The organism is Pseudoalteromonas citrea (assembly GCF_000238375.3).
In the GTDB taxonomy this organism is placed as follows: Bacteria; Pseudomonadota; Gammaproteobacteria; order Enterobacterales; family Alteromonadaceae; genus Pseudoalteromonas; species Pseudoalteromonas citrea.
This window is the reverse complement of record NZ_AHBZ03000023.1, coordinates 165,898-179,483: the sequence shown is the minus strand read 5'-3', so window position 1 is coordinate 179,483 and position 13,586 is coordinate 165,898. Positions and strand designations below refer to the sequence as shown.

The window sequence follows — 13,586 nt, the reverse complement described above, 5'->3', positions numbered from 1 at the left end:
GGACTCGCCGTGCGATAGAGTCCTTTTTTGTCAGTTTTTTTATTTAGCAACAGAATCTTACAAATGTCACGTTTATTGCTTTGTGAATCTTGCTAGTATTACATGAGGAAATAATTTTGGGGTGATATAGAACATGCAAACAAAAATATTAAAAGTGATCTTACCAATCGTGATGTTAGCAGCCGGAGCGTTGGGGTCACTGGCCATTAATGCGCTCGCCACTGAACCAGATGAGAAAGAACTGGTTGATACCCGCCCAGTGGTTGAAGTAGAAACTGCTTTTGCCCTCGATCATCAAGTCGTTATTAATAGCTATGGCGAGGTTAAACCCTTTGAGTCAACACAGCTGTCAGTTCAAGTTTCAGGGGAGGTAACAGCATGGCACCCTAATTTTGTCAGTGGGGGCATTGTTGCTCGTGGTGACATACTGATGGAAATTGAAAAGGACAATTATCAGGCAGCAGTATTACAGGCTGAAGCTGACTTATCACGCGCTCAAGCAACATTAATTGAAGAGCAAGCGCAGGCTGAAGTTGCTGCCGATGAAGCAAAACGTTTCCCTAATCGAAAACATACCGACTTATTTCTACGTAAACCGCAAGTATTAAGTGCGCAAGCTGGCGTGAAGTCAGCACGTGCGGCACTCAAAAGAGCACAAAGAGATTTAGCTAATTGTGAAGTGAGAGCCCCATATGATGCTTTGGTTATTTCTCGCGATGTGGGGTTAGGCCAATTTGTTAGCACAGGATCGCCGGTCGCCACGCTTAATGGTGTTGAGTATGCTGAGGTCGTAATCCCAATCGCAGGCTTTGATAGTGCTTTTTTACCCGAACGGATCACTGGTCTGACAGCCACAATAAAACAAACGGGGCTAAATGGCTTTACACGACAAGCGGTTGTGCACCGAGACCTTGGCGTTGTTGATAGTGATACACGTATGGTGAACTTAGTCGTGCGTATTCAAGACCCATATGGGTTAAAAACCCGTCAACCGCAAGTGAAATTTGGTTCATACGTACAAGTCACTTTTGGGGGTAAAACATTAAATAAAATCTATCGTTTGCCACAAGATTTAGTAAATGACCAAACGATTTGGTTGCTCAATGCTGACAATCAATTAGAGCCACGCAAAGTGACCGTTATTCGTGAAGAAGGGACCTATTTTTATGTGAGTGCAGGTCTGAATGACAATGAAAAAATTGTCACCACGGTGCCTGAGTATCCACAAAAGGGTATGACAGTGAAAGTAGCAGGTGAAGATTCATCTCAGTCAGCTGCAACTGAAAAATTATAAGGGTAGGTATATATCGTGAGCACTCATGAACAGCAAAAGCAAACGGGCCTAATTGCTTTTTTTGCTAATAACCCGGTCGCGGCAAACCTGCTAATGTGGTTTATCATCATCATTGGTATTTTTACTTATTCTACCATTCAGAGGCAGATGTTCCCGAATGTAGAAATTAACTATATTACTGTATCTGCAAACTATCCGGGGGCATCGCCACAAGAGATAGAAGAAAGTATTTTAATTAAGATTGAAGAGTCGCTACAAGATGTTACAGATGTGGAAGAAGCAGTCTACCGTGCTTCTCATGGTAGTGGTAGCGCACAGCTGAAAATAGACCCTGATGTTGAGCTGACAGATGTGTTAGATAAGGTGAAGCTGAGAGTCGATAGCATTGCTACTTTTCCTGCCGCAATGGAGCCTTTGACGGTAAGCCAGGTTGAGTTTCGACAGGATGTGGTTGGCATGACAGTATCTGCTGACTTGCCATTGACTCAGCTAAAACCAATTGCGAAAGAAATAGAAGATGAGCTATTACATTTAGGGAATGTGTCTCTCGTTTCTGTTGACGTCCCATTGGATGAAATCGCGATAGAAATAAAGCCAGATGTGTTGCGTCAATATAACTTAACCATTGCAGATATAACGAACTCTATACGTAATTATTCGGCCAATATCTCAGCCGGTGAGCTCAGAACGGAAGCGGGTATTATTTCAGTCCGCGTTGAAAACCAGTCATACAGTGGTGATGAATTTCGTCAGCTGCCTGTGAAAGTAGGCGCCAATGGTGCACAGGTCTTACTTAAAGATGTTGCAATCATAAAAGACGAATTTACTGAAGGTGAGCGATATTTTAAATTAAATGGCCAAAATGCGGTTTTTATTCAGGTCAAAGCCACGACAGAGCAAAATATGGTGCCGGTGGCAAACTCTGTTAATGCATATATTAAGCAAAAGAATGAGCAGTTGCCAGCTGGTGTGACGATTGAGTCTTTAGTGGATATGACATACTACTTGAATGGTCGCTTGAGTATGATGAAATCGAACTTATTGCAGGGGATGTTTCTGGTTGCATTGATGCTGTTTGTATTCTTGCGCTTTAAGTTAGCAATGTGGGTCACAATCGGGATCCCGGTCTGCTTCTTGGGGGCGATCATGCTAATGCCTGTGTTGGGGATCACGATTAATGTCACCTCATTATTTGCCTTTATTATGGTACTCGGAATTGTGGTCGATGATGCAATCGTCATAGGTGAAAGTGCTTATACCGAAGTCGAAAACAAAGGTCCCGGTGTTGAAAATGTGATCCGAGGAGCTAAACGTGTTGCCACGCCAGCGACGTTTGGTGTCTTAACAACCATGGCTGTATTTGCGCCGTTGATGTTTTCAACAGGGCCTGAAAGTTCAAACTTTATATCTATTGCTGGGGTTGTACTGCTGTGTTTATTTTTCAGTTTAATTGAATCTAAACTCATTCTCCCTGCGCACATTGCGCAAATAAAGTTCAAACCTTTACCAGAAAAAAGCTGGAGAAATGGGTTTAATCGACGCTTTTTTGGCTTTGTAAATGGACCTTATAAGCGCTTTGTCACACGCTGTGTTGAGTGGCGTTGGACGGTATTATTTTCGTTTGTTGGTATCTTTATAATCAGCATAAGTTTAATGACAAGCGGTCACATTAGAACATTGTTCTTGCCTAAAATTCCCCATGATTTTCCAGCAATCAAATTGACCATGAACAATAATGTGTCAGATGAGCAGACTATTGCTGCGGCGAGGCAGCTAGAGCAATTGGTCATTGATATAGATAAGCAGGTTGAGCAAGAGTATGGCGTGAAAATGGTGAAAAACGTCATGGTTTTTAATATGGACAGAACCAGTGCGCAAGTGATGGCGCCTCTGGTTGATGAAGAGCTACGCCCCTTTGATACCTTTGAACTGAGTCGCCGTTGGCGAGAAAGCATACCGGAAATTGCTGGAGTGAAATCTATCCTTGTTGAAGATGAGGTAATTAACCTCGGTGGTGATGGTGATTTTGGTTATTTACTGTATGGCTCTGATATTGAAACACTCAATGCTGCAGGACGCCAGCTTATTACGTTGTTACAGCAAGAACGCGGGTTATTTGATATTAGCTCGACGATTGATCCAGCCAGTAAAGAAATTCAGTTGTCGTTAAAACCGGTAGCTTATGATTTAGGGTTAACACTGCGTGATATTGGCTCGCAAGTGGGCGCAAGTTTTTATGGCGGAGAGGCTCAGCGTGTTATTCGTAATGGTGAAGAAGTACGCGTGATGGTGCGCTATCCTAAGCTAACCCGTGAAGCTTACTCTTCATTAAAACACACAGTGATCACGACACCTCAAGGCAAAGAAGTCGTCCTTGGCGATGTTGTTGAATTGATAGAAAAGCCAGGGATCAGCTATATTCGCCGTGAAGAAGGTTATAGAACAGTATATGTCTATGGCAATATCGATGAAGAAGCCATTGAACCAACAGCGGTGACTAAACGCATTGACGAGGTGATTTTACCTGAACTACTGAAAACTTTTCCTACGGTTAAAACCAAATTAAGTGGTGCTATAGAAGAGCAGCAAGCACAAGCGAATGAGCAGATTGTCTTTTTTGTGATAGGTATGTTGTTAGTTTATATCTTGCTAGCTATCCCGCTAAAGAGCTATGCGCAACCTTTAATCGTGATGTCTGTTATTCCCTTTAGTTTAGTTGGTGCACTATGGGGGCATTTAGCATTTGGCCTAGATCTGAGCTTGATGTCTGCTTATGGCATTATTGCGGCGGCAGGGGTTGTTATTAACGACTCGCTGGTGATGACTGATTTTGTTAATCAGGTACGTCGTCAAGGTATGGCGCTAAAAGAGGCAGTAATAGAGGCCGGTTGTGCCCGTTTTCGGGCTATTACATTGACGTCAATCACGACGTTTATGGGGGTTTTACCTATTATGTTTGAGACCAGTTTACAGGCAATGTTTGTTATTCCAATGGCGGTCTCACTCGGTTTTGCTGTGGTATTCGCAACATTGATCACCCTGTTACTGGTGCCATGTCTGTATATCATCTTAACGGATATACAGTCTGTATTTAGTAAGCTATTTAGTTTTTTAAGAAAAATATTGAATAGCATAAAGCCAAGGGCTTCGAAGGCATAGAGTTATACTCCTTTATTAAAAAAGCCAGTTACCACTGGCTTTTTTGGTTTTAAAGTACTGTGTTTTTATAATTTGGTAGCTAAAAAGTTGTATTCGTGTTTGGCATCATTATACTTGCGAATATTCTAACTATAGATGAGTTTTAGTGGTGTCTGACAAGCATGAACTTACGAATTGGGAAAAAATTGGCATGCTAGCACAGGTGCGACAACTTCATATTGGAGATGTGGTCACTGCTCACTTTTTTACTAAGGAAGGAGAAATAAGTGCGCTCAGGGTTAGTACAAAAATTATCTATCATTCGCAAAAAGATGCACATGCTTGGCAAGGGGAACTTGCAAATGCAATTAATGTGCATGTGCCTTTAGTGAAAGTAGGCTGTTGCTCAGCACAAGGTTGGGTAATTGGCTTTGGCTCACAACCTGTGATGGCACATACCCATAGTGGGATCACGCATTTTAAACTTGAATTCCAATGTAAGTTTCAGCCAAAAAAGCCGGTAGATAAGCGGTCTCAGTATGATCATGTCTTTCCACAAGCTCAGCACAGTTACCGACAAGGTACTCGGGTATGGCATGAACCTTCAGGGCGTTGCTATCGCTGCAAACCTTGGCCATTTACGGAATATTGTCGTAATACAGCGCCGCAATTTGAACCTGGCAGTGGTGCATTGTGGTAAGTTGCATGGAAGGTTATGTAATAACATTGCACCCATTTTAAAACAGCACTGGCTTGCAACTATGACTATGATAGACTGGAAAAAATATCATAAGTTAGGAACAATCTGTGGCTGAAAAAACGTCTGCTTTAACAGCAAAAAAAATCCCCCATAGTATGACTCATCATGGACACCAACGTACCGATAATTATTATTGGATGCGAGATGATAAACGTAGCAATGATGACGTATTGCAGCATTTGCGTATTGAAAACGAGCATGTTGCCACGCAAATGGCGCCTCATAAAGCATTACAAGATTCGTTATTTACCGAAATGAAATCGCGAATTGTGAAAGATGACAGCTCAGTACCTGTTAAAGATGGTGCGTATTGGTATGTTTCAGATGTGACTGGCGATAACGAATATGCGTCGCACTATCGTGCAAGCGATGAAACATTGAGTGATAAGTCGTTGCTGTTAGATGTCAACGCTTTAGCGCAAAGCCACGAATACTATGATATTGGGGATTTGGCTGTAAGCCCAGATGATAAGCTCTTAGCCTATAGCGAAGACTTAGATGGCAGACGTATTTATACTTTTAGATTCAAAGATATTGCTAGCGGCACATATTTAGAAGATGTGTTATTAAACACTGAAGGTGAGCTTGTTTGGGCCAATGACAATCAAACTGTCTTCTATGTAAAAAAAGACGCACAAACCTTACTGGGGACCCAAGTATATAGACATGTCTTGGGCACACCACAAAGCGATGATGTTTTAGTTTATGAAGAGCAAGATCATCAATTTTATATGGGGCTTGGTAAAAGCCGTGATGATAGCCAAATTTACATTTATTTATCGGCCACGGAAACCAGTGACTTATTGGTATTAGATGCGAATACACCCACAGGGGTTTTTGAACGGTTATTGCCGCGTACCATAGGCCATGAATATGGTTTAGATAAACTGGGTGAAACCTTCTATATTCTATCGAATAATAACGCAATCAACTTTCGCTTAATGCGCGCTTCAGCCGAAACTATTGCTGAGACGGCACACTGGGAAGAAGTCGTCGCACATCGAGAACATGTGTTACTGGAAGGGTTAGAGTTGTTCGATAGTCATTTTGTCGTGACCGAGCGCGAAATGGGGCAAATTCGTTTTGTGGTACATACATACCAAGGCGATAGCTATCAGCTAACGTTTAATGATGAATGCTACTTTGCTGGCGTTGGTCAAAACCCAGAAGCCAGTGCGAATAAAATACGTATTTACTATTCTAGCTTGACGACACCGAGCTCAGTGTACGATTGTGATTTAGCGACGGGCCAAAAAGTGTTGCGTAAGCAGCAAGAGGTATTAGGCGAGTTTTGTAGTGACGCTTACGCGTCTGAGCGTATCTTCGTTTCATCTCGCGATGGTGTCGAGATCCCGGTTTCGTTGGTTTATAAAAAGTCTACATTCAAAAAAGATGGCTCCAATCCATTACTACAATACGGCTATGGCGCGTATGGTATTACCATTGATCCTACTTTTTCTAGCACAACGTTAAGCTTGCTCGATCGTGGTTTTGTTTATGCGATTGCGCATATTCGAGGCTCAGAGATGTTAGGGCGTGCGTGGTATGAGCATGGTAAAAAATCTTTTAAAGAAAATAGCTTTAATGATTTTGTGGATGTTACGCGTTCATTAATTGAGCAAGGCTATGGTGCATCAGATAAAATCTTTGCTTCAGGTGGCAGTGCTGGCGGCCTATTAATGGGCGCTGTTGTTAATCAAGCCCCTGAGCTGTATTTAGGTGTTGGGTGCCATGTGCCATTTTTAGATGTATTGACCACCATGTTAGATGAAACGATACCCCTGACCACAAATGAGTACGATGAATGGGGTAATCCAAACAACCAAGCTGACTACAACACTATTTTAGCGTATTCACCTTACGACAATATTGAAGTAAAAGATTACCCTAATGTTTTAGTGACGACAGGCTTACATGATTCACAAGTGCAATACTGGGAGCCCATGAAGTGGGTGGCTAAATTGCGCGAGTATAAAACAGACGATAATTTACTACTTTTCAAAACCGATATGGATGCTGGGCATGGCGGTGCTTCGGGGCGGTTTAAAAGTTTGCACGAAAAAGCATTAGAAATGGCTTTCTTTATAGGCTTGCTAGATTAACTGGCGCAAACAAGAAGCATAACTACATTACAACGTTATTGTGGTTATGCTTGCTAATGAGGAAATCACATGTTTGTAGCACATGGTCTTTGGCGTTTATATGTTGAAGCGCCGGTTATTTATATTGGCTTGAAAGGCGCTTTTAATCGAGAAGGTATTATCGATTTACAAAATAACTTGCTGGCTACAGCGATGAAATACCCACCAGGGCAGCTACAAAGTGCAGTGCTAGATTTGTCTATGTTTGAAATGAGCACAGCAGATAGCTTTGAAGCTATTCGCAATTACTTTGAAGGGGTTAAGCAGCGTGGTTATGTGCGGGTTGACTATATTGGCGCTAATGCGTTAGCACGACAGGTGCTAGAGCAACTTTGGCGTGGTACAAACACAGCGATATATTTCTTTGATGATGCGGCTGATTTGTTAGTATATCAACCACAGCATCACAATGCGTTATTAGCGTTAGTTCAAATACGCTTTGAGCATCCACACTAGCTTTTCTTGCTCTTTGATATAATCACTCATCAGCGCAGCGGTACCTTCATCTTCGGCATCACCTGCTTGCGCTAATACTTCACGCTGCATACCAATTAAAGTCGTGAAACCAGCTAATAGGTTCTCTAATGCGGTGGTGCCATCACTGATCCCTTTTGCTTCAGCTATTTTACTTTGCTCTAAATAGTCAGAAAATACATGTAATGGTTGACCTTCAATGGTGAGAATACGTTCTGCTATCTCGTCTACTTTTTCTAACAGTACATTGTAAATTTCTTCAAATTTTAGATGTAACTCAAAGAAATTACGGCCTTTGATATTCCAATGAAAGCCGCGAGCATTCATGTACTGAATCTGGTAGCTGCTGAGCAGGGTATTTAAAGCTGTTACAAGTGCTTGGCTTTTTTGGTTGTCTAAACCAATAGAATTAATCTGTGTCATAGTAGGCTCCTTATTGCGATGGATTAAGTATGGCTGAGCATAGAGAACTTGGCTAACAAGATAAATCAATGTCTTTAATCTATAAAATCAATCAATTCACCATAAACAGTCTACTGGGTTGATTGTTGTGTTCGGAATAAACCTTGCCATGTGCAAGGTAATAAAGGCGTTAACTCAATAAAATTTGATCTTGAACAAGCGTAATAGCGGCTTGATTGAAGGGTAATTTACAATTTGATTTAGGTCAAAAAACGGGCATAAAGAAAGCGCATAATGCATACGTACATCGGCAGTGAATGCTGATTTAGAGCTTTTAGACGGAATTTAGGAGTAATGTTATGCAAGCTAAAACACAATCCCAGCACAAGACAGAGCTACTCGTTGTTGTTATTGCGTTACTGGCTTTTGTCGTTGGTTTAGTCGGGCATTTAGCTGGGGCGAGTATCGCTAATTCAGATACTTTTGGTTATATTGCAGCGCCAGTCCCCCTTATTGTTGGGTTAATCGCGGTAATTGCTTATAAAATCGCAGAACACGGTGATCATTAAGGCTCACTCGATAGCAATGAGTTAATATATTGCGTGACTTGACGAGAGTAGATCATACTGGTGTGACTGACGTGAAAAACTTTATGTTCGGCCATACCAGGCAACTGGGTTTCCTCTAAGAGGACGGTGCCATCTGAGCGGCTGCCTTTTTGCAATATGGGCATGAACCCCAAGGGTAAGTCGCCAGCAATACTATATAGCTTTGCGGAAAACGGCCAATCTTGATTCTCTGACAATAAAAACTCTATGCTATTTTTTAATAACATATTTAGGCCTTTATCATGCATATGCTTAGCAATGGTGCTGCCTTTATGTGGCGTGCCGAGGGTAATGACCTTTTTAACATGTTGGCTGGAAGGTGAGTTATGCTCCAAATAGGCTCTTGCGATGAGACCACCCATAGAATGGCAGACCAGTGCCGTTGATTGATCAGCAATAAAATGATCAAGTTCATTAAAAATAACAGACTTATCAGGCTCTAACGTATTATAACTGAAATTCAATATTTCAAAGCCACGCTTTTTTAGCTTGGCGCAAAGTGGGCGCATAACAAAGCCTGACATATACAAACCATGTAATACTACGATGCGCCGAATTGTCATATAGGTCTCTTACTTCAGTTGTTGCGGTATAATGTGCACACTATGTTGTTCATCACTAAGCCATATTTCACCATCTTGAATCGTAATGGTGAGTGTAATCGCACGGCTGACCATTTCAGCTAACTGTGCGGTGGCATCATAGGGCAAGCTTATTACCGTTAAGTTCTGATAACTAGCCAATTTTTGTTGGTTCTTTTGCCACCATATTGGTTGGTTATTTTCACCATAAGTATATAGCACGACGTTTTTCGCGCGGTTACAGGCTTTTTTCAAACGCTTCTCTTCTGGTAAGCCGAGCTCAACCCAGAGTTCTATTTCATCACTATAATTTTTAACCCAAACTTCAGGCTCATCATCGGCACATAGGCCCTTGGTGAATTCTAGTCGTTCTTGAAACTGTAATACGTAAGCTAAAATTCGAACCATCAAACGTTGTTCTGTTTCAGATGGGTGCTGTGCTAACGTCAGCGATAAGTCTTGGTATACATGCCTATCCATGTCGCTAATAGATAGGTGAGTTTTTATTATAGTTGATTTAAGCGCCATGGTTTTTAGTTTCAAAAAATTCAGAGGCATGCAGTATACAAGAGATCAGGCTGAGAGTGCGCTGCTTATACTTTGATTGATAAATTTTTTCTGCTTTTAGAGCAATTATGCGATGAACTAGGTAAAATAGCGCGTTAATCAATAATTCACGCAGGAGAATAGCGTATGGCAATTCAGTGGTTTCCAGGACACATGAACAAAGCGCGTAATGAGATCAAAGAAATTATGCCGCAAATGGACGTTATTATTGAAGTGCTTGATGCACGTATTCCTTATAGCAGTGAAAATCCAATGGTTTCTGCACTGCGTGAAGACAAGCCTGTGATCAAGATTTTAAATAAAGCGGATTTGGCCGATCCGGTGATGACGGATCGCTGGATGAAGTATTTAGAGCAAGAAAGCGGTGTGAAAGCGGTGGCATTTGGTCATGATAAAGCGGCTGAAGTACATAAAATAAATGAGTTATGTAAAAAACTAGCACCGCATAAAGTAGGTATTGATAAGCAGCTTAAAGCCATGATTATGGGGATCCCAAATGTTGGAAAATCAACATTAATCAATACCCTTGCGGGACGAATTGTTGCTAAAACGGGCAACGAACCTGCGGTTACAAAAGCGCAGCAACGTATTAAGCTTGAAGACGGTATTATGCTGTACGATACGCCAGGTATGCTTTGGCCTAAAGTTGAAAATGAAAATTCAGGCTACCGTTTGGCTGCTACAGGGGCGATTCGTGATACGGCGATTGATTACGAAGAAGTGGCCAGTTATACCGCGGAATACTTATTAGAAGCTTACCCTAAATTGTTACAAACTCGCTATAAAATTGAAGACCTGCCAGAGCAAGACTGGGAATTTATGGAAATGGCAGGCAAAAAGCGTGGTTGTATCCGAGGTGGCAATCAGGTTGATACCCATAAAATGTCTGAAATATTAATCAACGAATTACGTGATGCAATAATTGGTCGTATTACCATGGAAACACCTGAGATGCGTGAGCGTGAAGAAGTGGTGGTGGCAGAGCTACGAGCACAAGCAGAAGCGAAAAAAGCGGCCAAGGAAGAAGAAAAGAAACAGCGTAGAGCGCGAGCAAGAAAGAACAGACGTTAATCAAGCTAGCCAAATTAAGCGTTATAAAAAAGCCCTTTTAGGGCTTTTTTCGTATTATTTTTAATATAAGCATACTTAGCTTTGTGTTGCCGTGATGGCTTAATTTTAGGCATAAAAAAAGCCCTGTGAGGGCTTTTCCGTTTCATATCTACCGTCACAGATATGAGCAATGTAGCAAGTAAAATAGTGGATTGGTTAAGGTGAACAGCACAAGGGGCGTTGTTTAGTTCACCGTCACCGAGCAATTAACGTGTGCAGCACGTGTTTCGGGTCAGAAACAAATAACAAGACTAAGTATGCATCACTCTTGTTGAGATTGATTATCAGTTAGATCTGAGGTGTTGTCAATATCAAATACAAATAATTATCATTTACTTTATTTAATATGAGAGTAAACGTTTGGGTGTGATAGCAAGAGGGAAGTTAAAAGGTTTGCTAGCTTTATTGAGTGTGCTCTCTTTGTTTATTTAGTTTGGAGTTTACTCAATGCTTTAATCGGTTAAGCTTTTGTATAGGGTATAAATAACAGGCATAAAAAAAGCCCTGTAAGGGCTTTTCTATTTTTCATATCTACCGTCACAGATATGAGCAATGTAGCAAGTAAAATAGTGAGCGGGTGACATATGATGTAATAAGGGGCGTTATTACATCACTATCAACCAAGCAGTTAACGTGTGCCGCACGTGTTTCAGGGTCGAGAAACATATCAGAGTAAAGTAACAAAACAAACCGTCAAACTCGCCTTGTTGAGATTGATTATCAGTTAGATTTGACTGAGTGTCAACAGTTTTATTACAAATAATTCTTATTTAATATTTTAACGTTATCAAGCACAAGCGAGTATATTTTGGGCATAAAAAAAGCCCTGTGAGGGCTTTTCCGTTTCATATCTACCGTCACAGATATGAGCAATGTAGCAAGTAAAATAGTGGATTGGTTAAGGTGAACAGCACAAGGGGCGTTGTTTAGTTCACCGTCACCGAGCAATTAACGTGTGCAGCACGTGTTTCGGGTCAGAAACAAATAACAAGACTAAGTATGCATCACTCTTGTTGAGATTGATTATCAGTTAGATTTGACTGAGTGTCAACAGTTTTATTACAAATAATTCTTATTTAATATTTTAACGTTATCAAGCACAAGCGAGTATATTTTGGGCATAAAAAAAGCCCTGTGAGGGCTTTTCCGTTTCATATCTACCGTCACAGATATGAGCAATGTAGCAAGTAAAATAGTGAGCGGGTGACATATAATGTAATAAGGGGCGTTATTACATCACTATCAACCAAGCAGTTAACGTGTGCCGCACGTGTTTCAGGGTCGAGAAACATATCAGAGTAAAGTAACAAAACAAACCGTCAAACTCGCCTTGTTGAGATTGATTATCAGTTAGATCTGAGGTGTTGTCAATATTAAATGCAAATAATTATCATTTAATTTATTTAATATGAGAGTAAACGTTTGGGTGTGATAGCAAGAGGGAAGTTAAAAGGTCTGCTAGCTTTATTGAGTGTGCTCTCTTTGTTTATTTAGTTTGGAGTTTACACAATTGCTTTAATCAGTTTAGCTTTTGTATAGGGTATAAATAACAGGCATAAAAAAAGCCCTGTAAGGGCTTTTCTATTTTTCATATCTACCGTCACAGATATGAGCAATGTAGCAAGTAAAATAGTGAGCGGGTGACATATGATGTAATAAGGGGCGTTATTACATCACTATCAACCAAGCAGTTAACGTGTGCCGCACGTGTTTCAGGGTCGAGAAACATATCAGAGTAAAGTAACAAAACAAACCGTCAAACTTGCTTTGTTGAGACTGATTATCAATTAGATTAACCCAGCTGTCAATACCTTATTGCAAGTAATTCTCATTTGTTTTGGCTGTATTGTTTTATCCGCATATTAATATCGTTTACATCGTTTTTTCACTGTTCGAACAAATAGGCAGTCCATATCAAGTTCGTTTATGTACACTAAGATCAACCAGATACGGGCTAGGTGTAATTAACTATGATGCCCAAACAATGTATGACTGCTTTAAGGGGAAGAAAATGAAATGGTTTACTATTTTAGTTAGCGTATTGATGTGTATTTCAGCAAATGCTGCTGATAAATGGCGAGGGCTGCTAGAAATCCAGCCGAATATATTTCTTACCATTGGGGTTAATGTTGATATAGCAGACATTAGGCAGCCCCAATCAAGGTTCATTTGGTAAAGCGCCAACTGAGTTTACAGTATCAGAGACAAAAATATCATTCAAAGATACGCGGATCCAAGCTGAATTCACCGGTGTCATTGAGGGTGATAAATGAGTAGGAGCTTTTTCACTGGGGAGAAATGATGCCGCTTACATTGCATTAGTTATCTGAGCAAACCTTGACGGCGTTAGAGTGTGCAAGTTCATACCATGGCAACTTAAATTTAAATGGCAAGTTCTTACCCGTCGTTGCGCAGGCAGCAAATCGACTTACCTCCTAACTAGATAGCCCTTTCTCGCTTAAAAACCACTGCTTTTAAGCAACATTACAAACTCTAATCTGTGTACTTTTT

The 13,586-nt window shown here is 40.9% G+C and carries 11 protein-coding genes; 8 read left to right on the top strand and 3 right to left on the bottom strand.

The annotated features are described in order from the left end of the window. Positions 1–133: 133 nt before the first annotated feature. From PCIT_RS16925 to PCIT_RS16905, 5 genes are all read left to right on the top strand, one after another. A complete protein-coding gene (locus PCIT_RS16925; RefSeq protein WP_010365192.1) occupies positions 134–1,294 on the top strand; it encodes an efflux RND transporter periplasmic adaptor subunit in 1,161 nt (386 codons plus the stop codon). A gap of 15 nt (positions 1,295–1,309) precedes the next feature. Next, positions 1,310–4,453 (top strand): efflux RND transporter permease subunit, encoded by a 3,144-nt coding sequence (locus PCIT_RS16920; RefSeq protein ID WP_010365196.1) that lies wholly within the window; start codon positions 1,310–1,312, stop codon positions 4,451–4,453. A 148-nt stretch (positions 4,454–4,601) separates the two neighbouring features. After that, complete coding sequence (locus PCIT_RS16915) at positions 4,602–5,132, top strand: hypothetical protein (protein WP_021032196.1); 531 nt, start codon at positions 4,602–4,604, stop codon at positions 5,130–5,132. A 107-nt stretch (positions 5,133–5,239) separates the two neighbouring features. Continuing rightward, positions 5,240–7,294, top strand: coding sequence for a S9 family peptidase (locus tag PCIT_RS16910; RefSeq protein ID WP_010365201.1), 2,055 nt, complete (start codon positions 5,240–5,242; stop codon positions 7,292–7,294). Positions 7,295–7,363: 69 nt separating this feature from the next. Beyond that, positions 7,364–7,789, top strand: coding sequence for a hypothetical protein (locus PCIT_RS16905; protein ID WP_010365203.1), 426 nt, complete (start codon positions 7,364–7,366; stop codon positions 7,787–7,789). Here PCIT_RS16905 and PCIT_RS16900 read toward each other — a convergent pair. After that, positions 7,757–8,230: a Dps family protein gene (locus tag PCIT_RS16900; protein ID WP_010365204.1), complete on the bottom strand. Its 474-nt coding sequence runs from the start codon at positions 8,228–8,230 to the stop codon at positions 7,757–7,759. The two genes, PCIT_RS16905 and PCIT_RS16900, sit on opposite strands and share 33 nt — an antisense overlap. Positions 8,231–8,568: 338 nt before the next feature. Here PCIT_RS16900 and PCIT_RS16895 point away from each other — a divergent pair, with 338 nt between their 5' ends. After that, on the top strand, positions 8,569–8,778 hold the full coding sequence (locus tag PCIT_RS16895) for a hypothetical protein (protein WP_010365205.1): 210 nt from the start codon (positions 8,569–8,571) through the stop codon (positions 8,776–8,778). Here PCIT_RS16895 and PCIT_RS16890 read toward each other — a convergent pair. Together PCIT_RS16890 and PCIT_RS16885 are read right to left on the bottom strand one after the other, a co-directional pair. Then, a complete protein-coding gene (locus tag PCIT_RS16890) occupies positions 8,775–9,380 on the bottom strand; it encodes an alpha/beta fold hydrolase (protein ID WP_010365206.1) in 606 nt (201 codons plus the stop codon). The genes PCIT_RS16895 and PCIT_RS16890 overlap by 4 nt on opposite strands. Positions 9,381–9,389: 9 nt before the next feature. Then, positions 9,390–9,926 (bottom strand): YaeQ family protein, encoded by a 537-nt coding sequence (locus PCIT_RS16885; RefSeq protein WP_010365209.1) that lies wholly within the window; start codon positions 9,924–9,926, stop codon positions 9,390–9,392. A 165-nt stretch (positions 9,927–10,091) separates the two neighbouring features. On the opposite strand from PCIT_RS16885, the gene ylqF reads away from it, so the two are divergent. After that, positions 10,092–11,036 carry a ribosome biogenesis GTPase YlqF gene (ylqF, locus tag PCIT_RS16880; RefSeq protein WP_010365210.1) on the top strand — a complete coding sequence of 315 codons (945 nt, stop codon included), beginning with the start codon at positions 10,092–10,094 and terminating at the stop codon, positions 11,034–11,036. 2,050 nt (positions 11,037–13,086) lie between these two features. Beyond that, on the top strand, positions 13,087–13,251 hold the full coding sequence (locus tag PCIT_RS16875) for a hypothetical protein (protein ID WP_157592746.1): 165 nt from the start codon (positions 13,087–13,089) through the stop codon (positions 13,249–13,251). Positions 13,252–13,586 lie beyond the last annotated feature (335 nt).